Origin of the sequence: Pedobacter arcticus A12, from assembly GCF_000302595.1 — a bacterium.
Taxonomy (GTDB): Bacteria; Bacteroidota; Bacteroidia; order Sphingobacteriales; family Sphingobacteriaceae; genus Pseudopedobacter; species Pseudopedobacter arcticus.
Map to the genome: position 1 here is coordinate 1,068,068 of NZ_JH947125.1, position 22,951 is coordinate 1,091,018.

Below are 22,951 nucleotides of genomic sequence, written 5' to 3' on the forward strand. Positions count from 1 at the left end.
TTTTATTGAATAAAATTGTAATCGTAAAAGGGTGTAACTCGCTCATCATCTGTAGCAAACACCTCATCAAAAGTTCCCACACGTTGAAAATGTCCGTCAAGCAACATGGCAATTCTATTGCCAACCGCTTTTGCACAGGTTAAGTCGTGGGTAATAATAATAGAACTTGTTTTAAAGCGCTGTTGCACTTCGTTAATCAAGTTGTTAATCTCTATACAGGTTATTGGATCTAATCCGGCCGTAGGTTCATCGTATAACATCACCTCTGGACGCAGAATAAGTGTACGGGCAATTCCAATCCTTTTTCTTTGTCCGCCAGATAATTCCGATGGCATTTGGTTAATCGTTTGTGATAAGCCTACCGCATCTAACACCGTTTCAACCGACTTGGTTATTTCGCCTTTGGTCAGTTTTTTCTTGTTTCTCACTAAAGGGAACTCCAAATTCTCCCTTACTGTCATACTGTCGTACAAAGCACTGTTTTGGAAAGAAAAACCGATTCTCAAGCGTAGCGCCATCAGCTCTTTAGAACTAAGGGTAGCAACTTTGCTCCCCAAAACTTCAACAGTGCCACTATCTTGTTGCAATAAGCCACAGATAATCTTTATTAATACAGATTTACCCGTTCCAGACCTTCCTAAAACCACCAAATTTTCCCCTTCATAAAGGTCTAAATCTGCACTTTTAAGTACCTGATAATCTCCAAAAGACTTTTCGATGCCTCTGATGGTAATTACCGCTTTTTTATTTTCTGTTTTCGCTTTCTGTAACATTAGGTTCTAAATAAGAAAGTGATTTGGGTAGCAATTACCTCTTCAATAAACACCAAAAACATGCCCACAACTACCGCCGAGTTTGCTGCTTTACCTACGCCCTCTGTCCCTTTTGACGAATTATAGCCTTGGTAGCAGCCAACCATCCCAATGGTGAAACCAAAAACAAGTGCTTTTATAGTGGATGCGATGATATCTAAGAAAGTGATAGATTCTAAAAAAGCCTGTACAAAAGCACTAAAACTAGTGCTTTCTGACATGGAAACGTTTACGTAAGCGCCTAATAGTGCAACCAGTGCCGTATAAAAAGTTAAAATTGGAATGGTTATGCTGGTGGCTAAAACGCGGGTAACTACCAAATAACTGAAAGGGTTGGTTGCGGAAACCTCCATTGCATCGATCTGTTCCGTTACTTTCATAGAGCCTAATTCGGCACCAATGCTTGAACCTACTTTTCCCGCAGAAATTAAAGATGTTAATAAGGGGGCAAGTGTGCGGAGCATGGCGATACCTACTAAAGACGGTAGCCAAGAAGTTGCGCCAAATTCGGCTAATGATGGTCTTGACTGCTTGGTAAACACAATTCCGGTGATGAAACCGGTTAAAGAAATTAAAGCGAGAGATTTATAGCCAACTTGATAGCACTGCTTTAAAATTTCTTTGCCTTCGTAAGGAGGTGAAACCGCCTCTCGAAAAAATTTCATTATAAATAAATGAACCCGGTATAATTCCAGGAACATATTATTAAACTTTAAGGATATACTCGAAACAACTTTCTTCAAAATTTTATCATTTTGTGCCGTCGGGATAGCAACAATTATTCCATTACAAATTATTTTGTAAAAATACCAAAATTTAATACCCAGAAGCGTTATCTAATTAAATAATACGTTTGTTTTAAGTCAAAAAATCAACGCAGGTCAAATCCAGCAAAATCAACATTTACGTTATAAGGACTAATAGACGTGTCTAATAAACATGCTAATTCGCGTTTATTCACTAATTTATCTTTGTTATAAGCTGCTTTAAAATTATAAAAAGCTTTCCACCTGGTTTCTACTTCTTGCTGTATGGAAACAGGGTCTCGTCCGCTTACAAAGCTTAATAAAGAGATTACGTTTTCAACAGAAAGTTCATTTATATTTTTGTTTTCAATAAACCAAATTCTAGAGCGTGGGTAAAGTTGGGCCATTACATCTTTGATATCTTTAGTCAAAACTTCATCATCTGGGTTAAATTTCCCCGTCTTAAAATCAAAACTTAAAACACCGCTTGCAATTATTTTTTGAATCGGATACCAAGCTAAATCATCTCCTTTAACATCTAAAACAGGAAATAAAAAGCTTTTATAATCAATCATTTCGTTTTGCGTAATACGGATGCTTGCTTTTTTAGGACTAACGTTAAAGAAAGGTCCGTAAGCGGCTAAGGCACCTGCCGCTTGGCCCATATTTGTCCAAAGGGCAATGTTTCTTAAATCTTCCGTTTCTAAATCTTTAAAACAGGACATGGAGACAACCAAAAGGTTATCCACTTCTTTTGGAATAAAAACACCTAACGGAATAAAATGTAACGAACTATCTTTTCCAAAACCAGCTGCGGCACTTGTTTTGTAAAGTTTTTGAACCTGCTGGTAAGGCTGTTCCCTTTGTTGTTTTGAGTAGTTTACCAAGGCTTCAAATTTCCCTAAGCTATCCAACTTTAGAATATTGTTTTTTACCAAGAGCGAGTTTTTACTGTTTGTAGTGGCGTCTACTAACACCTTACATTTAATTTTCTCTAACTTTCCATCAATAAAAACTTTCACAATCCATCCGCCATTTTTCTGTTCTATTTCTTGAATGGGCGTTCCTTTTAAAAACTGCAGTTTCTTTGTGTTTTTAACGATATGCTCTAACGCCAACTGCGGACTGGTATTTGTACTGTCTTTCGCTTTTTTATAGGCATCTCGCCAAGTTTTCCAAATGCCATGGTCAAAACTTGGGATGTTCATATCCGGTTCAGCATCTCCAATTAAATTATCACTAGGCTCAATAAGTAACGCTTTTACACCACTGGTTGCTGCTTGTATCGCCACAGCAGTTCCGGCGGCGCTTCCGCCAATAACGATAATATCTGGTTTGTACTGTGCAAAAGTTGTTAAGCTCAGCAACAGAAAAAATAAAGAGGTAATATGCTTGATCATAATTGTAAATTAACGATTTAATAAGGAGTTTAATTTTTAAGATTTTAAAATTTAACTTTTCTTAACTCAAGTATTTAAAAACTGCGACCAATAACTCATAATTGTACTAAGCAATTAACTTTGTATCGCTTAACTTTTTTAGATGATAAACGTTCAATATCCGTTCTTGGATTTAACACAGGCTTTACTTGCATTACTAAAAACCCTAAAACCAACAGATTGGGCTAAAACCACACTTTTTAAAAATTACAAAATTAACGGACTTGCAAAAGACCTTGTTCAAATCCATGTAAATATATTAACAAAACAACTTAATGCTTTTACGTTGAATATAGGGGAGATTGATACAGTTGCAGATTCAGCATCGATAAAAGAAAGCTGTGAGTCGCTAGCTCATCTATTAGAAAACAACAATATTGTTTTTGAACTTGATGAAAAGGAATATGCTTATTGTTGGCTTTTACAACAATATATCCGGCAGGCGCTAAATAATCAAGACCTTCTGGTAAAAGCATTTTACTTCCCTTTTTTAAATACAGTTATGCAAAATTTTGCAGGTCATTATCAGCGGGTTGAGGCTAATGAGGATGTAATAGTTAAAGTAGAAATTGTGGGAGAGGCTGGCGGAATTTGGTCGATTGAAAAAAGCGCCGCTGGTTGGACAAGTGTTACCGAGCATAAGCCGGCAACTGTAACCATTTATCTTGATCAGCAGATTGCTTGGTTATTATTTACTAACGCACTCCATGTAAGCGAAATAGGTCAGTTTTACCAGCTTATTGGAAATAAACAATTAGGCAGTTATTTTTTAAACATGCGGACTAATATTGCTGTTTCATAATACGTGTTATCGATAAATACTTTTCATCATCACAAGGGTTTAAAAGGTTGATGAGCAGATTTTTATTGTAAGATTTTGAATTTTAGAAGTATCAATAATTTGTTTGGCAAGGTATTGGTATTGCTTAAATCGAACAATTAAAATTTAAAAATCATGGAAAGTAAAACAAAATCAAAAGTAGCATTAGGCCTAATTTTAGGAGTTGCAGCAGGAGCCGCAGTTTACTATTTTATGACCAACGAAGACGGAAAGCAACAGTTAAGCAATGTAATTGATGCAGTAAAAGACTTTAGCGATAAAGCAAAAACCGCAGCGGTAGAACAATCAAGTAAATTAGCAGATAAAGCCTCAGATCTAGCCTCAACTTATGCAAGTAAAGCCTCAGATTTAGCTTCAGAATATATATCAAAAGCATCAGATGCAACTTCTAAATTAGCAGAAGATGCTCAAAAACAAGCACAGCGAGTAGGTTAATCCCTACTTGCTTTTTACTTTGTGCCAATAAGGTTCAAAACAACAACAGAACTATGTGTATAACCTAGCGTATTGCCGGGTTTTGTTGTTACCAGCTTGCCGAAATAAATGTCTAAAATACCTTGCAAAACTTTACGGCGGTTTTCCCTGTAATCATCAGTTGCGTTAAAGCGGTAAACATGTAGTTTTCCATTTTGATCAACAATTGCCGAGATGGTATAGGCGAAATCTTTGTATGCGGGCTTTATTTTAGCTGTATATTCGGGGTACAAATAATCGTAAGAAGCACTTTTGCCCTCTAACTTATTAACCGAAGATAGTTTTTCGATTTTAATAATATTGCTTTTTGTGGTGAACTCCACTGGATTTCGAGCTGCAAAAAATAAACTGCTATCTGCTAACGATTGGTTTGCTAAATCCGCTCGATGTTTTACAAATACCGAATCTTGTTTGCGTGGCTTTCTTAAATCTTCAACTTTTTGGTTTATCTTTTTAAGGTAAGCTTCGGAGTAGAATGTCATATAAACTTCTGATCTCACGTCTTTTGCAATCTGCTTGGCATTAACCTCCAATCGCTGCAAAAGCAAGCTGTCTTTACTCACATTTTTAACCCTAAACCATTCCCGAGCAAAATTATATACGCCATCATGACTAAAAATCAGATCGAAATCTAGCATTTTATCTTTGGTTGGGCTATATGCTTGTACTGTGGTGTCAGATAAAAAGCGGATTGCCCATTCTGGCGTTTGCTGAAAACCGAGTTCATTAAAAACCAATCCATTTGCAAAAGTCCGCCTAACCTCATAGTATTTTATCCCTTTAATAGGTTCAAACTTAAACTCACGTTGCGATGGATCATTTTTAGGCGATGACCGCTGGCAGGAACTCGTTAATATAAAAAGAAGAAATACTAAAAACAGGTAACGCATAGTTATAATGAATGCGAAAATAGCAGAAATGTTGTACCTGTTTTGAATTTAATAAAAAAACACGCAATTAATTTTAACCCTAAATAAGGTTTATCCTTATCTTTAAGCCCGAATGCAAGGATTAGTAATAAAGTCTACAGGAAGCTGGTACACCGTTGAACACGAACAAGGGAAAAGGTACGAGTGTAGAATAAAAGGTAGGTTAAGGATGAAGGGTTTGGTGAGCACAAACCCAGTTGCAGTTGGCGATATCGTAGATTTTGAGCCAGAACCAGATTTAGAAACAGCCGTGATTTCCAAAGTTCACGACCGTAAAAACTACATCATCCGTAAATCCATCAATCTTTCTAAACAGGTTCAGGTTATTGCAGCAAACTTAGATTTGGCTTGTTTGGTGGTTACTTTGGCCGCCCCACGTACCTCGCTTGGCTTTATCGATCGTTTTTTGGTTACTGCCGAAGCCTATGGCGTACCCGCTTTGCTTATTTTCAACAAACTGGATTTATTTAGTGCCGAAGGTTTAGAGATATTAGAAAATTACATCGACTTATACCAAGGAATCGGCTACGCTTGCTATTCCGTTTCTGCCACAAAAGGCTTAAACATTGGCGAACTAGAAAGTGTTTTAAAAGATAAGATTTCGTTATTCTCAGGTCATTCGGGCGTAGGGAAATCTAGTTTGATCAATCGTTTAATTCCCGGTAAAGAACTTAGAACAGGTGAAATATCAGATTGGAGCGAGATGGGAAAACATACCACCACCTTTGCCGAGCTTTTTGATTTGCCTTTCGGCGGAAAGCTGATTGACACACCCGGAATTAGAGAATTAGGAATTGCCGATATTGAAAAACACGAATTAGGGCACTTTTTTCCTGAAATGAGAGCGCTGATGCATAGCTGTAAGTTTAACAATTGTGTACATATTAACGAACCTGGTTGTGCCGTTTTAAAAGCATTGGAAGCAGGAGATATAGAACCTACCCGTTACGATAGCTACCAGAGTATTTATTTCGGAAACGATACGAGACATTGATTTTTTATGATGGCTTATAAGATATTTAACCACATAGAAACATAGGGGTGTATTATTCAAAGAGAGATTCTGGGCATTTTAACACGCTTTGCACTCATACGCCACAGGCATTATTCACAGGCCGGTATCCGCTTCAATCGTTAATGCGCTTGAAACGTGGAAATAATGTTTTTAAAAAGATTCTTGTCAACCATCAATTACCCCACACCTGTCCGGCGTGTTCAGTGTAAGCGCCACTCCGGATTGTTTAATGGAAAAGAGTTTTCAAACTCGATAACTGGAACCAAGATTAAATTTGGTTTTCAATAAAACATTTAAGTGATCTTTCAGAACAATAAACAAGGGTGGCCAATTTACCGTTGGAACGGATTTATGAAATAAAATATCTCTCCTAAGGATAATTTAAACACTATACGAATAAGATATTTTTGAAAGAGTAATCTCAATTCTAAAATGCTCATAATTTCGAATCCCTAAACCTGTGATTTGAAACCAATTCTTAGCTGCATTGTACTACTTGCCCTTGTGGGCAGCTTGTTAGTCAGCGATTATTTTTATTATCCCCTACAAACCTCATTTTTCTTCTATCTCTCTTTTGCAGCGATTATTTTTTTTATAACGGCGCTGGTTTTTGTAACAACAAAAAACCTGATAAATAGTGGCTTATCACTGCCAATTCTTGTGTTGTTAATCTGGTTTGTCTATATCATATTACAACAGCTAGCTGCCGCTGGCCTTGGATTTAACGGTTATCACGCTATTGCAAATCTCCTGCTACTAGGGTCACTTCTATTTCTATTTCGTACCGAAAAAATATCGTTTCAGTTTATCAGTGCAGGTGTTTTTATTATAGCCTTTATCCAATCATCAATATGTGTTTTACAGTGGATTGGCTTATTAAAATCTCCTAGTGATTATTTTCAAGTAACAGGAAGCTTAACCAATCCCAATGTTACTGCAATGTTTTTAGCAATGGTGTGTCCGTTAACACTCTATTTGTGGCGCTTCCCTAAGTATCGTAGTTACATTGCATTCGCATCCAGTATTATGCTTTTAAGCTTAATATTACTGAACTGCCGTACCGCTTACATTGGGCTCGGTTCTATTTTTTTATTGGCCATTCATTTCAAATTCAAGGTGTTTAGTCATCTTGGGCTTAACAAAAGAACTGGATTAATTTTTTTATTATTCAGTTTCTCTTTGGGCTTGGTTATCCCGGTTGTTTCAAAAATTTATCATGCAAAAAAAGATTCTGCAGATGGGCGCATATTGATCTACAAGCTCAGTGCTTCCATGGCAAAAAATGCTCCTTTTTTTGGAATTGGCTACGGAAATTTTGAACGAGACTACAATATTTATCAAGCAGATTATTTAAGTAAAAATCCAAAAGCCGAAGGCTTTGCCCAGGCAGGACATGTAAAGATGGCTTATAATGACTATCTCCAGAATACCATTGAAGGAGGCTTGGTTGGTCTGGTATTGTTTGCCGGCAGCATTATTTTGCTCTTAAATTCCAAGAAAAAGGAAGTTAAATCATCCGATAAAGAGTCGACTTTCGATGCTTTTGCCATCGGTAAATTAGGTGTGCTTGCTTTTGCAATAATGGCAATGGTAAATTTTACTATAGAAGCCGTACCTGTAATGTTCCTGTTCATTGTTTATGCGGCGCTTATCGTTAAACAAACCAAAAGCTTTTGCACTTTAAAAAACATCTCCGCAAATTACTTTCAAGTTTCTGCCACAATTGTAGCCATATACATTTGTTACCTCACCTTTAATTTTATTAGTGCAAACCGAAAAAATGCAATTGCAAAAGCACTCGCCCGCTCCAATCAGACTGAAAAAGCAATTGTACTGTTAAATTCTTTGAAAGAACCGCTAAGAAACCTGGAGAGCTATCACAGTAATTTCGCCTATGTTTTGTACCTCAATAACAATTCTGAGAATACCCTAAAGGAAATATTACTTACAAAAAAACACACTTCAGATCCAAAGCTTTTTCGCTTGGCGGGGCAGTGTTACCTAAAACTGGGTCAGTTGGAGTTGGCAGCTAAAGAATTTGAGACAGAAAGCAAGCTTACCCCAACTGTTTTTGCTCCCCGTTATTACCTTATGCAGACTGCATTAAAAGCACACAATATGCCTTTAGCTATAAATACGGCCCAGGGTATTGTGGATTTAAAACCGAAAATAAAATCCAACAAAGTATTCTTCTACAAAAATCAAGCTTCGATTTTGCTTAAAAACACTGGCCTCAAGCGTTCGGTAAATCTCACCAAAAAGAAATTAACAAATCCGCTTAAAAACTGGCAATCGGCAGATTTTTCCAAGACAAATGAAACCTCACAACCGCAACAGAAATGGTAAACAAGCTAACTATCCTGAATATAAAATACGTGATGATGTTTCTTTTTGGTCTTCACGCTTCCACAAATGCAGTAGCACAGGTAAAATACCCTTTAGCCGTTGAAAAGGTTTTAAAGCTTACGCCCAAGAACAGACATCAGCTGGAAAAAGTAATCGCACATTATCAAAAAACGGGAGAAACACTTAAGCTGAAAGCCACTTATTTCCTCATCAGTAATATGGATATCCATAGCTCTTACGATATCATTTGGGTAGATGCCAATCAGCAAAAAGTACCGTTTAACGAACTCGATTATCCCAATATGGAAGCGGCAACAGCCACTTTTGAAAAACTGAAGAAACAATTTAAAGGTGTGCACCCAAAGCAGATCATTTACCGCGACATTGATAGAATCACAGCTAATTATTTGATTGATAATATTGATAAAGCATTTATCGCTTGGAAAAGTCCGTACGCTAAAAATTTGAATTTCAGTGATTTCTGTGAATACCTTTTGCCTTACCGCATCAGTGTTGAACCCTTACAAAATTGGCGTGGCAGATACCAAAACGAGTTCAAAGATTTTTTAAATGGCGAAAAGGGTAAACCCTTAGAAAGCTTATTGACGGATCTGGCTATAAAAAGACCAGAGTTATTTTACAACAGCTTTGGCGATGAACAAGTGCGGCGGAAAGAGCCTCTACCTCGGTTAGGTGCGCTCAATTTATTGCTCCGTAAAAATGGTTCATGTGAAGATATGGCGGGTTTAGCCGTGTTCTCCTTAAGGGCGATGGGCGTTGCTTCCAGTATAGATTATGTTCCGTATTGGGCAACTTCTGCATACAGTCATTTTTTCAATGTGGCTTTTAAACCAAACAAAACCGTGGTGCCCTTTGAAATGGGTAACGCAAATAATCCCTTACAGGTAATCCCTTTACGTCGAGAGCCTTCAAAAGTGATCCGCACCACTTATAGTAAGCAAGCGGGTACACTAGCTTCTTTCACAGCTTTGGAAGAAATCCCTTCGGGTTTTTTGCGCTCACAAAATTATTTAGACGTAACCAGCGACTATTGGGAAACGGCCGATTTACCTGTAAGGCTACAGTCTGGAATTCCAAATGGTAAAATTGTTTATGCCTGCGTATTTAACAATGGGCAGTTTAAGGCTACTTGGTGGGCTAAAGCAAGCGCAGGCATAGCAAATTTTGAAAAAATGCCCAAAGGGGTAGTTTATTTACCTATGGTTTACCAAAACAAAAAAACTGTTGTTTGTGGTAACCCTGTGGCTTTGGGCTACCATAACAAACTAGAGCTAAATGCAGACTTAAGCAAGCCCCGAAGCATTGTTGTAAAGCAACAGGACAATTACCTGCTATTTAAGTCCGGCAAAAAGTATCGTCTTTATTATTGGAAAAATGGCTGGAAATTGAGCTCCGCCCAAACTGCAATGACCAATGAAGGGCAATTGATTTTTACCAATGTTCCAAATAATGCCCTCCTCATTTTAATACCAGAGTACTCGAAACACAAAGAACGACCATTCATCATCACCGATAAAGGAGAGCGAGTTTGGTTTTAAAGAGCTGATTTGAAATTTAAACCACATAAACTATTTAAACAAAAACCATAATAACCATGAAAAAAACAAAGACAATGATGATCACGCTTACTGTGGCACTGTTAGCTGGGTCGGTATTTGCACAGCAGAATGCCAGCCATGCGCTTAGCCCGGGCACCTCCAACAATTATCCTGCTCCTGTGATTAAGGAGTTGAAACAAGTCTTAGAAAAAATCCCTTTAAACACGCAGAAGCAAGAGGCAATGGCTAATTATCTCTTGAAGAAAGGAAACCGTTTAAAAGAAATAGCCAATCAGTCCCCAGAACAGCAAACTGCATTAAAAGACAGTTTGCAAAGGGTTTTTGTGAGCATGCTGAGTAACGAGGATCTGAAAAACTACTATACAGCGGTAGTGAATGCTAAAAATAAGACTAAAAAAGAAGCTGAAAAAATATTACTAAAATCAACAGATCAAGACACCTTAAATGCAATTGCTTTAGAGAGGGATGTACAGATAGCGATGTTGAAGGACGCTGAAAACGATGTTGAAAAGTTTAAAAAGCTAAAAAGTGGCATTGCCAGTAGTTACAAAAAAGATATTGATAAATTCCTCTTGGATAAAGGCTATAAAAAGAATGGCTACGAAGAATTTGCCGAGGGCGTTCTGCAAACCTATGTTACCAAATACCAACTCAACAATAAAGAGAAGGACGCTTTACGGCCTTTAATTGTTAAAAAATATCGGGAACTATCCACGGTAAAGTCAAAAGATATTCCTCAAAATGCCAAAGACAGCGTAGTAAACACCATCGAGGAACAGGCCAGTAAAAATTTGGATAAGTTTATCGCTTTTTATCACAAGGCTCCTAAGAGCGCTAAATTATTGCAGATCATCTCCAAAAAATCGTATTTCCAACTCACTGAACCCCAAATAGAAAGTTTTATTGATTTTTTAGCGATAACCAGAAAAAACGGAGCAGTAAAAGAGAACAATAAAGAGGGTGTTGTTGGTCCAGACGTTTTCATAGCTAAAACCTTAAATAAAGAGCAATACCTTAAGTATTTAGCTTTAGAGAACAAGGACAAAGCCTCCGAAAAAGCCAAAAGCGATTGGCAAGATGCTCAAAAACTGGGTTTAGCCAGTGGTTTGGACAGTGCCAGCACCCTAAAAGTTTTAACAAATTACTATACCAGTAAAATGGTTGCTCAGCAAAGGAAGGACCTTAAACCTGAAGAGCAGGAAGGCGAAGCCATACAGTTAAAAGGCGCAGTACCTTTATTGATTACCAAGCTAAAAACCGCCCGCAAAAAGCCCAATACCGAAATGGCATTAAAAAAAGGCTTTACATGGTAAGTGAATGATAGAAACAAAGGTTCAATTCAAATTTATTCAAACTGAAAAGAAGATGAAAAAAATAATGTTATCGTTTTGTATCCTGCTGTTTTACTGCGGGTATAGCAAAGCACAAACAAGTGTACCCATTAGCCCAGGCCGTATGGTCATGTTTAAAGCTTACCGTATGCTAATGAAAAATACCGCCCAATACGCACCAGATGAAGCTTTAAAAATTTACATGGGTATTGCCGCAAAGGGAGATGGTAAAGCCATGAATGCCATAGCTAATATATATGCCATGGGTATTGGCCGTAAGATAGACAATGCAGAAGCCTTAAAATGGTACCAACAAGCCTGCAAAGCAGGCTATGCTCCAAGCTGGTATAATTTGGCCGTAATGCATAAATATGGCTATGGCACCCCACAAGATTTTGACGCCACCTATAAAGCTTTTAAAAACGGCGCTGTTTTAAAACAAAAACAATGTTTATACGGACAAGGCTACATGCTTTATAAAGGTTATGGCGTAGCACAAGACTATGCGGCTGCGGTAGATAATTTTAAACAGGCGGTTAACTATAAAAGTTTAGGCAGCATGTACATGTTGGGTTTATGTTACAGAAATGGCTATGGCATTGCTCAAAACACAGACAGTGCCCGTTACTGGATAGGCCGGGCAGCAGATGCCGGCTATAAGTTTGCAAAAGATGAGATGCAGAATGCGCAGGCAGAACTTACAGCCACCTCTGAGACCATAAGCAATGATGCCGACACTTCCCAAAAAGCTCCAAAAGCTTATAAGAACATAAAGCAGAACGTAAAAGACAAAGCCCTTAAAGGAACTTACACCGGTTTTGCCATTAAGTATGATTGGAGCGGGAAACATATTTTGCAAAAAAGCAAAATTACCTTGACCCTTTATGGCAATAAAAAACAGCTCAGTGGTAATTGGGTAGAAGACGACAGCCTAAGTGTAAATCTATCGGCTAACATAACGGATAGCAGTATTGTTTTCAACCATATTAAATACCAGAAGAGCGACCATTATAGCCAAGGTAAAAAAATAGAACTCGAGTTTAAAGAAGCCACTTTACAGCTAAACCAAAGTAACGGGAAAACCTTTATTACGGGCAATATCCAAATGTGGAACAATACCCGGCAAGAACCCGATAAGAAACTGTACATCTCCTTGAGTGAAGTTGATGAAGAGAACGCACCAGCAGTTTTGGCCAGCAACTCCAATAAAGAGGGTATAATGTCAAATACTTTGCAAAAAGCCGAAGATTTTAAACTGATGGCCTATCCCAACCCATTTGACACCCAAATCAACCTCAGTTTTTACATGGAAAATGCCGGGCAGGTAAGCCTGACGGTAGCAGATATGCAAGGCAGGGTAGTTTACAAAAAAAGCAATCTAAGCTTTGCGAAAGGTGCACAAAACTACAGTTTTAGCAACAGTTTGGCCTCGGGCACTTATATATTGAAGTTACAGCATGGACAAATAACAGAAACCACGGTATTGATTAGAAAGTAGAAAAGATGAAAAAATTAATATTTATCATTATCCTTTTCTTTAACTTAATACCAGTGTTAAAAAAGGGAGAAATAAGATTTAGCGGACCGCAGGCTGCTTTGGCAGACAGTTTTGGGGAAGATGATGAGGATTGGGTTGACGATTGGGACTGGTTAGCTGATTATGAGGACGAAGAAACAGGTTCCAATGGTTGGGACCTTCTGTCTGATATATTAGGGTTTGAAATAACAGGTTTTTTTACTGACGCTAACGGTAACTCTGCTTTTGAATTGGCAGGGGGAGGCTATCTTTCATTTGAGGATTTAGGCATAACCGAATATGTGAACACCAATGAGCCCGAGCCCGAGCCCGAGCCCGAGCCTGAACCTGAACCCGAGCCTGAACCTGAACCTGAACCTGAACCCGAGCCCGAGCCTGAACCCGAACAATACTTAACCAATTGTTTAAACACACAGACAGACAGATGGGTAAAAGATTTAGAAAATTTAAATACTTTAAGAGATTCACGTGAATTAGATTGTTATGCTAATGCCTTAGGTTTACCATTTTTAGACCTATTAACACTTGTACCATCACTTACAGAGGCCATTTTAACCGCAAGGCAAACAGGAGGTGGGTCTCTTGCAGATATTGATTGGACAGGTGTTGAGAGTTTTGTTGTAGATTTGTCGGGTGCATTAGCTTCAGCACAGGGATGTACACAAGACGAGGAAGTTCTATTTGCGCAGTCATTTTGGGCGAAGTATGCTAGTTTTCAAGCCTCGATAGAGTTCTGTTATTCTCAATATCCTAATTAAGGAAAATAATTTCATGAAAGATAAAATGAAAAAAGTTTATTTTATAACGATGTGTGTTGTGACACTATTATCCTACTCATGTGCTAAAAAAACTGTTCACTCACTTCATATACAAGACTATAAACGACTCTCCGAAAAACAAAAAATAAATAAGAGGGAAGAGTTAATTAAAAGATTAGAAAAGGATTCGGTTTTTATGCTTTACAATGAGATTTCAAACATACAATTGGAATCTTTAATGAAAATAAATCCATCGCGAATTCCAAAAAACAAGGGTTTTGGCCAAACTATTTCTCCGACCGCAAGTGAAAAGGAAATTTATTATCGAAGTCGGGGTGTAGAAAATCCAAAAGAATTCATAAAACTTGATGTTTTGAAAACATTAACTTTAGGATTGTTGGCTAGTAAGTATCCTGATTTATTAAATATGGATATGGAAAGTCGAATAATGGTATTAAAACAGGCTAAAAAACCTTTGTCAAGTGTTGATATTTTGAGAAGAAAGAAAATACAAGCTTGGATTATCGAAAACAATAGTCATCAAATAATTAATAGTAATAAAAAATAACGTAATTTTTTCTTATGAAAAGAAACCATAAATTAATACTTTTTTTCCATTGGTACTCTTTATTATTAATGCCGATATTTTACTTCCTGGTGTTTGCAATACTCTCAGCTTTTAATTATTCTTTGACAGAAAAAGATTTGATATCGCATGCCGGCAGAATAGTCTTCGTAAATACTGTTGATGCGACTTCTAAAAAAATGGAGTTGAAATATGGTAAAGGGCATTCAGTAATTATTGGAATTAATAATAAGCCTAATCTAGTTTTTATAAGAAGTACCAAATCAGGTTCGCCCTATGAACGGTTAATTTTATCCAGAATAAAACCAATGGATTCGGTAACCATATTCACGAACCCTGTTATTTTTAAAACAAGATTGTATGTGGAAAAGCTTGTAAAAAATAAGCAAGAAGTTATACCTTATTTAGGAGAAATACAAAAAAAAACAAGTCTCAACTTGCTAATTATTTCATCATTGTTTTTCGCAGGATTATCTATGGTTTATTTTCTATTATTAAAAAGAAGGTATTTAAAACTGCAGCACTGATTCCCCACCAGTCCGGAGTGTTCAGCGCAAGCGTCACTCCGGATTGTTTAATGGAATTGAGTTTCCAAACCCCAAGCTGGTGCGAGCTTATAGTTCGTTACCAATAAATAAGTTATTATAACAATTGATAAGTTGAAGCTAAGAGCCCGTACCGGCCGTGTTTTAGAAATGAGAAATATAAAAGGAGCGAGCTATAAGCTCGCACTAGCGGGGATTGTAATTAATGAAAATATGAAACAGCTTTTAATAATAGGATTAATATATTTATTCGTAACTTCTTGTGTAAGTAAAAAAACAGGGACAAATAACACGATAATAAAAGATAAACAGATAGAAAAAGAAATTTCAAATAACCCAAAGTATATCCCTCTATCCCATTTCAATGGCGACACATTAAAATATCTAACGACTAATTTTACAAGTCATAAAGAGTTTTATCAAGGAAAAGGTTTAAATGTATTATTACAGGACTTAGAGTTGCCCGTCAAAGAATTTAAAACAGGGGTGAATGCAAGAGATATAAATATTAGTCCAGGTTTAAGTCTTAAATTTTATAATCGAGATATTGAAGAAAAGAAAATTAAGGAAAGAAAAAATCCTTTAGTTCTATATGTAATTTGGCAAATACCTCTGCCAGAAGACGATGTCACTTCAATTATCAGAACCACACATGGATACTGGAATAATCAGGCGAATAACTACTTTCGACAGTTTAAAATAAAAGAGATAGGGATGGTTGCACCCAATTATTGATTTTTAAGATCTTTAGTCTTTAACCAGCTGTTCGACATGTTCCGCAGGGCATGTCGAACTACAAAATAGGCTTGGGTGGATTGCAAATCCAAAGAGATCATTACACCCATGGCGACAATATAGAATTTGAATTTAAGGAAGCTACTTTACAGCTCAATAAAAATGGTGGGCATATCTTTATTACTGGGAATATTGAGATATGGAACGATACAAGACAAGAGCCAGAGAAAAAATTATACGTTTCATTGAGTGAAGTTGAAGAAGAACCAGCAATTGCAAGTATAGTAGCCACCAAAAAAGAATCAAAAGTTAATACTTCGCTAAAAGTTGAGTCTTTTAAATTATTGGTTTACCCCAACTCTTTTGATACCCAAATTAATGTCAATTTTTATTTAGAAAAAGCGGTAAGCATTAGCGTAACCGATATGCAAGGCAGAATAACTTACAAAAAAAATAATTTGAGTTTTAACAAAGGGACACAAACCTATAGTTTTAACAATAATTTTCATCTGGCACTTATATTCTAAAGTTGCAGTATGCTCAAAAACAAGAAACCACGGTACTAATTAAAAAACTAGAAAAGATGAAAAAACTGATATTAATAGGCATCCTTTTCTTTAACTTGATTCCGGTGTTAAAGAAAGGAACGATTGGGTTGGCAGGTCCCCAAACTGCTTTAGCAGATAGCTACGGAGAGGGCTGGGATAACTATGATGGACTATATGGTTCATTATCAGATCTGTACGATTTGGATATTGTTGGGTCACATTATAATAGTAATGGTGAATTTGTTTTTGACCTTAGTGGAGGAGATTTATATTACCCGAACTCGAGTACCCTAGATGAGGTGATAGTAACTGCTATAATAGAACCATTTCCAGATTATCAACCACCAGAGCCCATTACTGATGAAAATGCAAATGAAATATTTGATGATTTTTTAGATTGGATAAATGATAATCCACCACCAGAAACGACTCCAGATCCCTGCAATCAAGCTAATTCACTTGGCAAGAATGAGAGTTTCAAGGACAAGATGGATGACTTGAAAGGAAAGACAGGTCTAGACTATGAAGTAGGATATTTATTCAAAAATGGTGGCAGTTCATCGGCAGATTATACATCCCTAGGTGGAGTGGCTGGGCAAACTCAAATATCGATACCAATAAGCTCAATTGCAGGGACGATTGACGGCTATATACATACTCATTATGGGAGTGGAACAATCCCTGTATTCTCAATCGGTGATATTTTATCAATATATACTTTAAATAATGCTGGAAAAATAACAGATTTAAGCACTTTTACAATTGGTGTGGTAACAGACTATGGAACACAATATATTCTAAAAATTGATGATATTGCTAATTTCAATTCTTTTTATGATGTACACTTTACCACAAATGCAAATATGGATGCGCTAACTACCACTTATCTTGATAATGTTGCAAACTATATGAATGCTTCAGCTATGGATTTCAAAGCAGCAAGTGAATTAGCATTTTTAAAAATGCTTGAAGGTTCGGGGATGAAAACTTTTAAAGGAAACTCGAATTTTGATAAATGGAATCCTATAAAAAACGTAAATGATGAAGTTAAACCTAATAAATGTAATTAATATGAAAAAAATAGCGGTTATAATTTTTGTTCTTATAAATATTATTGGATGTAAGGTTAATAAATGAATAAGCAAGCTGAGCAATATTTTGAACCTGCGGAATTAAAAAAATATGAAGGAGAATGGATATATGCAGATAGCATTCAGACATTTAAAATCAACTTAAAAAAACAGGTCAGAAAAACAGCACAAGGAGCTTACTTAACAGAGTTGTATGGAAATTATTGTTATTCCAAAAACGAGAATAAAGAATCTTGTTTTATTAATGAGAAAGACACCACGATTTCTAATGCTACAACGCTGTTTTTTAATAAAAAAGACTTGTTTTTTCTTAAAGATCGCATAAAAGAAAAAAGAGGTGAAGGCTTCCTGAAATTACTGCCCAATAGTACAGAGGAGGTTGAATGGTACCTCCGTAATCCGGAAGGTATGATCGGAGACTTTGACCAATCCTTTTCTGTACCCACAAAATTAATTCTAAAAAAAGTTAAATAAACTTGGTAATTTATTCTATCTAGCGCAAGTCTTCCGAGTTTTTGTAAAGAGCTGTGGGAGACTTGTGTTTTATGAATTATAAAAATCAGATAGCCAATTTAAACTAAATGAGTAATTCTACCAAAAGCAGATAAATTATATAACCGCCTAATTTTTTTATTCGTCTTACTAATTTAGAAATATTTCAAAAAAAAATGTGCTCGAACACGCTTTTCTAATAAATAATTATTAAACTTGAATAGTATATTTTAAACTTCAATTAAATATCAACATTCTTATACGTGAATTTATATTATTTAGTATGCAATAAATTATTTTCAAAAAATTTTATCATCCATTATTTCAACTAAACCTATGGTTAATCCTGGAGACAAATTACGCCAATTGAGGCAAAAAGGAAATATTAAGCAAACTACAATCGCCCATCTTTTGGAAGTTAGCCAAGGTAAAATATCGAGCATAGAGAAAAACTCAAGCCCTCTAAACACGAAACAGCTTCTTGTTTTAGCAGAATTTTTTAAAATTTCGCCGACTTATTTTTTTGAGACCGATGATTCCCCTAAGGTTTCTGAGAATGAAGAATGCCTTAAGAGAATTCAAGCTATTCTTACTGATTTTAAACAAACTTCAGAAAATTTTAAACAGCAATTAGTGGATAAGAATACAATTATCACCCTGCAATCCCTTCATGTTGGTAAAAGTGATGAAATGGTAAAAAGTTTGGAACTGAAAGTAGGGAGGATAAAAAGTGAGATGAAAACATTGAAAGAGGAAGTCACGCTGTTAAGAAGTATAGTAAATGTCTAACCCACCATGTCCCGGTTGTTCAGCGTACGCGTTGCTCCCGATCGTTATAATGGAAAAGAGTTTTAAAACTCAATAAATAAAAATAACGCAACATCAGGAGTTGCTCCTTTAAGTTATGGGCCTTGTAATTCCGAGCTTTGGCAAACAGAGGTGGGAGACTTGTGCTTTTGATTAAATTAAAAGCGCAAGTCAGGCGCTTTCACAGGCAATCACGCTAAGACTTGCGCTAGATGGCGTAACCGATAATTTTCGCCCTTGGCGATTGCGGTAGTGATGAAGAAATAAAAGTACTGCCATTGTAGCAAGCGGCGTAGCCCGAGAGTTTTTTTTACTTTTTTGCGGAAAAAAAGTAAATGCCACTGCCCGGCATGAGGGCAAGTAAGCCTGTGTGTGAACGCAATTGGCCACTCAACTAAGAGCACCGATAAAAAAACCGGAAAACTTGATTAAAAACTCGTCTAAAAAATCTCCCATAAATTTGATAAATTGCAAGCCCAAATTAAATGGCAAATAACAGGATTTTAAAACATGTTTGATAATCTTCAGGATAAGCTCGAAGGAGCATTTAAAGTATTAAAAGGACAAGGTAGCATTACCGAAATTAACGTGGCCGAAACCATGAAAGAGATACGTAAAGCTCTTTTAGATGCCGATGTTAACTATAAAACAGCAAAAACTTTTACCGATGAGGTAAAACAGAAAGCACTGGGTCAAAACGTATTGACCGCCATTTCTCCAGGTCAATTGTTGACCAAAATCATGAACGACGAGCTTACCGAATTAATGGGTGGCAGCGTTGATGAGCTAAATATCAAAACAAATCCAACGGTTATATTGATAGCCGGTTTAAACGGAGCGGGTAAAACTACTTTTACCGGTAAACTGGCTTTATATTTAAAATCACAAAAAGGAAAAAAGCCATTATTGGTAGCTGGTGATGTTTACCGCCCAGCGGCTATTGACCAATTAGAGGTTTTAGCTGGACAGGTTGGCTCCGAAGTTTATACCAACCGAGAATCTACCGATCCAGTAGCTATTGCTTTAGAAGGTATTGCACACGGTAAAAAGAACGGTAATAACGTAATTATTATTGATACCGCCGGTCGTTTAAGTTTAGACGAGGCGCTGATGACAGAGATTGCTGAAGTTAAAAAAGCAACACAGCCTCAGGAAATTTTGTTTGTGGTAGATGCCATGACCGGGCAAGATGCCGTAAATACTGCAAAAGCATTTAACGATCGATTAGATTTTACGGGAGTTGTATTAACCAAATTAGACGGTGATACCCGTGGAGGTGCGGCTTTATCTATTAAATCGGTAGTTAACAAACCTATTAAATTTGTAGGTACCGGCGAAAAAATGGATGCGCTGGATGTGTTTTATCCAGACAGAATGGCTTCCCGTATTTTGGGAATGGGTGATGTGATTTCTTTGGTTGAAAGAGCACAGCTACAGTTTGATGAGAAAGAAGCGGCGGCTTTACAAAAGAAAATCCGTAAGAATAAATTCGATTTCAACGATTTCATCGGGCAAATCCAACAGATCAAAAAAATGGGTAACATTAAAGATCTAATGGGCATGATTCCAGGTGTTGGTAAAATGATGAAAAACGTAGATATCGATGACGATGCTTTCAAAGGAATTGAATCCATTATCCAATCTATGACGCCTTTTGAGCGTGAAAACCCAGAAACAATTAACCAGAGCCGTAGAGGAAGAATTGCAAAAGGTAGCGGAAACGATATTGCGGAAGTCAATAAATTGATGAAACAGTTTGAGGATATGCGCAAAATGATGAAGCAGTTTTCCGATCCATCAGCCATGGCAAAAATGCAAAAAATGATGAAGGGAATGCCAAACGGTGGTATGCCGAGATAGAAATTGCTATAGAATAAGATTTGAAAGGATTTTTTGACTTAGTCAGAAAATCCTTTTTTTATATAAAAGCATATCGGCAACTGAAAAAGGCACAGACTTTGTAAATATTTGGTTAAAATCAGACGAAAGTCTATTGTAAAACTAAATCAAAATATCATGGGAGGCATTCTTTACATTATTGCAGTTGTTTTAATCATCGGTTGGATATTCGGTTTTTTCGTATATTCTGTAGGTTCGTTGATACACATTTTGTTAGTGATAGCTGTTGTTGCAGTATTGCTAGCGGTTATAAGGGGTTCGGCTTAAGCCTGGTTTATTAAATGTTTTTTGGGCAGATTAAAATATATCGATTGTTTAAAATCCAATAGTCAAAGATCTTCGTAAATGCTTTTATTGAAGTATTAACATACCAAAATAAATTTTTTATATTTGCGTTCTCTTTAACAAACACATTATCATGCAAATCGGTAATTTATTATTTCTGAACTTAGGTACTCAAGAGGTCGTATTGATCATGTTTGCAGTGCTATTATTGTTCGGAGGAGAAAAACTTCCGGAGTTGGCAAGAGGTTTGGGGAAAGGAATTAGAGAATTTAAAGATGCTTCTGATGGTGTAAAAAGAGAAATACACCGCAATATAAATGAGCTTACTGCTACTGAAGAGTTAAAACGCGAAGAAGAGTTGGAGCGTTTGAACGAAAACAAAGTGGAGGAAAAGCCAGCAGAAACAATAGAAGAAAACAAAGATTTTAACACAAATTAAATAAACAAAACGATGGGTTTAGGTGCTCCAGAAATTATCTTAATTGTATTGGCTTTATTGCTTTTATTTGGTGGAAAAAAGATTCCAGAATTGATGAGAGGAATGGGAAAAGGTGTAAAGGAATTTAAAGATGCTCAAAGTGGCATTGATAAACCAGAGAAACCAGAAGAAAATCAACAACAAAATTAAAATTTCCTAAATTTATTTAGGAATCTATTAACCTTGAACGGTCGAAATTTGTAATTTCGAAAGTTCAAGGTTTTCTTTTATAAAATGATAACAGAAAAAATCAAATCCTATTCTAATTTTTCGCAACTTCAACAAGATCTTAAAGCGGGTTTAATTTCCGTAAAAGACCTGGTTAACTATTATATCGGAAGAATTAAAGCGCATCAGCATCTTAATGCTTTTCTAGAAACGTTTGAAGCAGAAGCGTTAGCAAGAGCCGAAGAAATTCAGGCAAAGATTGATAATGGTACCGGTGGAAAAATGGCCGGGATGATTATCGGCTTAAAAGACAACATTTCTTTTAAAGGGCACCAAATGACCGCATCCTCTAAAATTTTAGAAGGTTACGAAGCGGTTTATTCTGCAACGGTAGTTGAGCGTATTCTAAAGGAAGATGCAATCATCATCGGCCGTTTAAATTGCGATGAATTTGCGATGGGTGCTTCCAATGAGACCAGTTATTATGGCCCTGTAAAAAATTACGTAGACGAAACTAGGGTTTCTGGTGGTTCTTCTGGCGGTTCGGCAGTGGCTGTACAAGCAGGTTTATGTTTTGCATCTTTGGCGTCTGATACTGGTGGCTCTATTCGTCAGCCGGCAGCATTTTGTGGTGTTTTTGGTTTAAAACCAACTTATTCTAGGGTTTCCAGATACGGTGTAGTTGCGTATGCATCTTCATTTGACCAAGTTGGACCTATTGCAAAATCTGTGGAAGATATTGCTTTAATTTTAGAGGTTATTGCCGGTAAAGATTCGCATGATGCAACTTCGTCTGATGTTCCTGTGCCTAATTACTCGCAATTAATTGCTGGTGAAGTTCCAAAAAAGAAAATAGCGTATATAGAAGAAACTTTGCATGCAGAGGGTTTAGACCCAGAAATAAAAGCAAATGTTTTAGCTCAGATTGAGAAGTTAAAAGAACAGGGCCATACCGTTGAACCTGTTTCTTTCGAATATTTGGAGTATGTGGTTGCTACTTATTATATCTTAACAACCGCAGAAGCTTCGTCAAATTTGGCCAGATATGACGGCGTACATTATGGTTATAGAAGTCCCGAATCGAAAGACTTAATAAGTACTTATAAAAAGTCCAGGTCTGAAGGTTTTGGCGATGAAGTGAAGCGTAGGATTATGTTGGGTACATTTGTGTTAAGTGCCGGTTACTACGATGCTTATTATTCTAAAGCACAAAAAGCCAGAAGGTTGATCAAAGAAAAAATGGACCACATTTTAGAGGATTATAACTTTATCATTACGCCTACAACCCCTACACCAGCTTTCCCTATCGGCGAGGAAATTACCGATCCAATGGTGATGTACTTAGCAGATATTTTTACAGTAGGTGCTTCCTTGGCAGGCTTACCGGCTATTTCTTTACCATCAGGCGAGAATAAGCAAGGTTTACCTTTAGGAATCCAAATTATCGGAAGACGATTCAAAGAAGAAAATTTATTGGCTTTTTCTAAATGTATCCATAAGCTTTAGCCA

24 protein-coding genes are annotated in these 22,951 nt (G+C 36.7%); 20 read left to right on the forward strand and 4 right to left on the reverse strand.

Annotated elements, in window-relative coordinates; translation table 11 throughout:
- Positions 1-2: 2 nt before the first annotated feature.
- From B176_RS0106075 to B176_RS0106085, 3 genes are all read right to left on the reverse strand, one after another.
- Entirely contained in the window at positions 3-773 is a 771-nt protein-coding gene (locus B176_RS0106075) for an ABC transporter ATP-binding protein (protein WP_017257895.1), read from the reverse strand.
- Positions 773-1,477, reverse strand: coding sequence for an MlaE family ABC transporter permease (locus B176_RS0106080; RefSeq protein WP_017257896.1), 705 nt, complete (start codon positions 1,475-1,477; stop codon positions 773-775). Before B176_RS0106080 ends, B176_RS0106075 begins: the two co-directional genes overlap by 1 nt.
- 206 nt (positions 1,478-1,683) lie before the next feature.
- Positions 1,684-2,958 carry an FAD-dependent oxidoreductase gene (locus B176_RS0106085; protein WP_017257897.1) on the reverse strand — a complete coding sequence of 425 codons (1,275 nt, stop codon included), beginning with the start codon at positions 2,956-2,958 and terminating at the stop codon, positions 1,684-1,686.
- Positions 2,959-3,100: 142 nt separating this feature from the next.
- Here B176_RS0106085 and B176_RS0106090 point away from each other — a divergent pair, with 142 nt between their 5' ends.
- Both B176_RS0106090 and B176_RS0106095 read left to right on the forward strand, forming a co-directional pair.
- On the forward strand, positions 3,101-3,799 hold the full coding sequence (locus tag B176_RS0106090; protein WP_017257898.1) for a hypothetical protein: 699 nt from the start codon (positions 3,101-3,103) through the stop codon (positions 3,797-3,799).
- A 153-nt stretch (positions 3,800-3,952) separates the two neighbouring features.
- A complete protein-coding gene (locus B176_RS0106095) occupies positions 3,953-4,273 on the forward strand; it encodes a YtxH domain-containing protein (RefSeq protein WP_017257899.1) in 321 nt (106 codons plus the stop codon).
- A gap of 14 nt (positions 4,274-4,287) precedes the next feature.
- On the opposite strand, the gene B176_RS0106100 is transcribed toward B176_RS0106095, so the two are convergent.
- The gene (locus tag B176_RS0106100) at positions 4,288-5,202 is read right to left on the reverse strand and encodes a hypothetical protein (RefSeq protein WP_017257900.1); all 915 of its coding nucleotides are present in this window, start codon (positions 5,200-5,202) and stop codon (positions 4,288-4,290) included.
- Positions 5,203-5,314: 112 nt separating this feature from the next.
- Here B176_RS0106100 and rsgA point away from each other — a divergent pair, with 112 nt between their 5' ends.
- The 18 genes from rsgA (at position 5,315) to gatA (ending at position 22,948) form a co-directional block, all read left to right on the forward strand.
- Positions 5,315-6,235 carry a ribosome small subunit-dependent GTPase A gene (gene rsgA / locus B176_RS0106105; protein ID WP_017257901.1) on the forward strand — a complete coding sequence of 307 codons (921 nt, stop codon included), beginning with the start codon at positions 5,315-5,317 and terminating at the stop codon, positions 6,233-6,235.
- Positions 6,236-6,916: 681 nt separating this feature from the next.
- Positions 6,917-8,602: an O-antigen ligase family protein gene (locus tag B176_RS0106110; RefSeq protein WP_154647893.1), complete on the forward strand. Its 1,686-nt coding sequence runs from the start codon at positions 6,917-6,919 to the stop codon at positions 8,600-8,602.
- Entirely contained in the window at positions 8,596-10,161 is a 1,566-nt protein-coding gene (locus B176_RS0106115) for a hypothetical protein (RefSeq protein ID WP_017257903.1), read from the forward strand. Before B176_RS0106110 ends, B176_RS0106115 begins: the two co-directional genes overlap by 7 nt.
- 56 nt (positions 10,162-10,217) lie before the next feature.
- The gene (locus B176_RS0106120) at positions 10,218-11,495 is read left to right on the forward strand and encodes a hypothetical protein (RefSeq protein ID WP_017257904.1); all 1,278 of its coding nucleotides are present in this window, start codon (positions 10,218-10,220) and stop codon (positions 11,493-11,495) included.
- Positions 11,496-11,547: 52 nt separating this feature from the next.
- Positions 11,548-13,011 carry a T9SS type A sorting domain-containing protein gene (locus B176_RS20175; protein ID WP_161603012.1) on the forward strand — a complete coding sequence of 488 codons (1,464 nt, stop codon included), beginning with the start codon at positions 11,548-11,550 and terminating at the stop codon, positions 13,009-13,011.
- A 5-nt stretch (positions 13,012-13,016) separates the two neighbouring features.
- Positions 13,017-13,808: a hypothetical protein gene (locus tag B176_RS21175; protein WP_017257906.1), complete on the forward strand. Its 792-nt coding sequence runs from the start codon at positions 13,017-13,019 to the stop codon at positions 13,806-13,808.
- Positions 13,809-13,821: 13 nt separating this feature from the next.
- A complete protein-coding gene (locus tag B176_RS0106135; protein WP_017257907.1) occupies positions 13,822-14,376 on the forward strand; it encodes a hypothetical protein in 555 nt (184 codons plus the stop codon).
- Positions 14,377-14,390: 14 nt separating this feature from the next.
- The gene (locus tag B176_RS0106140; RefSeq protein ID WP_017257908.1) at positions 14,391-14,921 is read left to right on the forward strand and encodes a hypothetical protein; all 531 of its coding nucleotides are present in this window, start codon (positions 14,391-14,393) and stop codon (positions 14,919-14,921) included.
- Between the two features lie 168 nt (positions 14,922-15,089).
- Positions 15,090-15,674 (forward strand): hypothetical protein, encoded by a 585-nt coding sequence (locus tag B176_RS0106145; RefSeq protein WP_017257909.1) that lies wholly within the window; start codon positions 15,090-15,092, stop codon positions 15,672-15,674.
- Positions 15,675-15,724: 50 nt separating this feature from the next.
- On the forward strand, positions 15,725-16,201 hold the full coding sequence (locus B176_RS0106150; protein WP_017257910.1) for a hypothetical protein: 477 nt from the start codon (positions 15,725-15,727) through the stop codon (positions 16,199-16,201).
- 56 nt (positions 16,202-16,257) lie between these two features.
- Complete coding sequence (locus tag B176_RS0106155; protein ID WP_154647895.1) at positions 16,258-17,292, forward strand: hypothetical protein; 1,035 nt, start codon at positions 16,258-16,260, stop codon at positions 17,290-17,292.
- Positions 17,293-17,355: 63 nt separating this feature from the next.
- The gene (locus tag B176_RS0106160; RefSeq protein WP_017257912.1) at positions 17,356-17,787 is read left to right on the forward strand and encodes a DUF6705 family protein; all 432 of its coding nucleotides are present in this window, start codon (positions 17,356-17,358) and stop codon (positions 17,785-17,787) included.
- 354 nt (positions 17,788-18,141) lie between these two features.
- Entirely contained in the window at positions 18,142-18,594 is a 453-nt protein-coding gene (locus B176_RS0106165) for a helix-turn-helix domain-containing protein (protein ID WP_017257913.1), read from the forward strand.
- Positions 18,595-19,122: 528 nt separating this feature from the next.
- Positions 19,123-20,472: a signal recognition particle protein gene (gene ffh / locus B176_RS0106170; RefSeq protein ID WP_017257914.1), complete on the forward strand. Its 1,350-nt coding sequence runs from the start codon at positions 19,123-19,125 to the stop codon at positions 20,470-20,472.
- Between the two features lie 156 nt (positions 20,473-20,628).
- Entirely contained in the window at positions 20,629-20,778 is a 150-nt protein-coding gene (locus B176_RS19095) for a lmo0937 family membrane protein (protein WP_154647896.1), read from the forward strand.
- Positions 20,779-20,929: 151 nt separating this feature from the next.
- Complete coding sequence (locus tag B176_RS21535; protein WP_017257916.1) at positions 20,930-21,235, forward strand: Sec-independent protein translocase subunit TatA/TatB; 306 nt, start codon at positions 20,930-20,932, stop codon at positions 21,233-21,235.
- 12 nt (positions 21,236-21,247) lie between these two features.
- Complete coding sequence (locus tag B176_RS0106185) at positions 21,248-21,424, forward strand: Sec-independent protein translocase subunit TatA/TatB (protein WP_017257917.1); 177 nt, start codon at positions 21,248-21,250, stop codon at positions 21,422-21,424.
- Between the two features lie 84 nt (positions 21,425-21,508).
- A complete protein-coding gene (gene gatA, locus B176_RS0106190; protein WP_017257918.1) occupies positions 21,509-22,948 on the forward strand; it encodes an Asp-tRNA(Asn)/Glu-tRNA(Gln) amidotransferase subunit GatA in 1,440 nt (479 codons plus the stop codon).
- Positions 22,949-22,951 lie beyond the last annotated feature (3 nt).

What these genes read in the sequence shown, in the direction of transcription:
- B176_RS0106145 (WP_017257909.1), top strand. Translation starts at nt 15,090, where the DNA reads ATGAGAAATATAAAAGGAGCGAGCTATAAGCTCGCACTAGCGGGGATT.
- B176_RS0106150 (WP_017257910.1), top strand. Translation starts at nt 15,725, where the DNA reads ATGTCGAACTACAAAATAGGCTTGGGTGGATTGCAAATCCAAAGAGAT.
- B176_RS0106085 (WP_017257897.1), bottom strand. Translation starts at nt 2,958, where the DNA reads ATGATCAAGCATATTACCTCTTTATTTTTTCTGTTGCTGAGCTTAACA.
- B176_RS20175 (WP_161603012.1), top strand. Translation starts at nt 11,548, where the DNA reads ATGAAAAAAATAATGTTATCGTTTTGTATCCTGCTGTTTTACTGCGGG.
- B176_RS0106100 (WP_017257900.1), bottom strand. Translation starts at nt 5,202, where the DNA reads ATGCGTTACCTGTTTTTAGTATTTCTTCTTTTTATATTAACGAGTTCC.
- B176_RS19095 (WP_154647896.1), top strand. Translation starts at nt 20,629, where the DNA reads ATGGGAGGCATTCTTTACATTATTGCAGTTGTTTTAATCATCGGTTGG.
- ffh (WP_017257914.1), top strand. Translation starts at nt 19,123, where the DNA reads ATGTTTGATAATCTTCAGGATAAGCTCGAAGGAGCATTTAAAGTATTA.
- rsgA (WP_017257901.1), top strand. Translation starts at nt 5,315, where the DNA reads ATGCAAGGATTAGTAATAAAGTCTACAGGAAGCTGGTACACCGTTGAA.
- B176_RS0106135 (WP_017257907.1), top strand. Translation starts at nt 13,822, where the DNA reads ATGAAAGATAAAATGAAAAAAGTTTATTTTATAACGATGTGTGTTGTG.
- B176_RS0106080 (WP_017257896.1), bottom strand. Translation starts at nt 1,477, where the DNA reads ATGAAATTTTTTCGAGAGGCGGTTTCACCTCCTTACGAAGGCAAAGAA.
- B176_RS0106185 (WP_017257917.1), top strand. Translation starts at nt 21,248, where the DNA reads ATGGGTTTAGGTGCTCCAGAAATTATCTTAATTGTATTGGCTTTATTG.
- B176_RS0106140 (WP_017257908.1), top strand. Translation starts at nt 14,391, where the DNA reads ATGAAAAGAAACCATAAATTAATACTTTTTTTCCATTGGTACTCTTTA.
- B176_RS21175 (WP_017257906.1), top strand. Translation starts at nt 13,017, where the DNA reads ATGAAAAAATTAATATTTATCATTATCCTTTTCTTTAACTTAATACCA.
- B176_RS0106165 (WP_017257913.1), top strand. Translation starts at nt 18,142, where the DNA reads ATGGTTAATCCTGGAGACAAATTACGCCAATTGAGGCAAAAAGGAAAT.
- B176_RS0106160 (WP_017257912.1), top strand. Translation starts at nt 17,356, where the DNA reads ATGAATAAGCAAGCTGAGCAATATTTTGAACCTGCGGAATTAAAAAAA.
- B176_RS21535 (WP_017257916.1), top strand. Translation starts at nt 20,930, where the DNA reads ATGCAAATCGGTAATTTATTATTTCTGAACTTAGGTACTCAAGAGGTC.
- B176_RS0106090 (WP_017257898.1), top strand. Translation starts at nt 3,101, where the DNA reads ATGATAAACGTTCAATATCCGTTCTTGGATTTAACACAGGCTTTACTT.
- B176_RS0106075 (WP_017257895.1), bottom strand. Translation starts at nt 773, where the DNA reads ATGTTACAGAAAGCGAAAACAGAAAATAAAAAAGCGGTAATTACCATC.
- B176_RS0106120 (WP_017257904.1), top strand. Translation starts at nt 10,218, where the DNA reads ATGAAAAAAACAAAGACAATGATGATCACGCTTACTGTGGCACTGTTA.
- gatA (WP_017257918.1), top strand. Translation starts at nt 21,509, where the DNA reads ATGATAACAGAAAAAATCAAATCCTATTCTAATTTTTCGCAACTTCAA.
- B176_RS0106095 (WP_017257899.1), top strand. Translation starts at nt 3,953, where the DNA reads ATGGAAAGTAAAACAAAATCAAAAGTAGCATTAGGCCTAATTTTAGGA.
- B176_RS0106115 (WP_017257903.1), top strand. Translation starts at nt 8,596, where the DNA reads ATGGTAAACAAGCTAACTATCCTGAATATAAAATACGTGATGATGTTT.
- B176_RS0106155 (WP_154647895.1), top strand. Translation starts at nt 16,258, where the DNA reads ATGAAAAAACTGATATTAATAGGCATCCTTTTCTTTAACTTGATTCCG.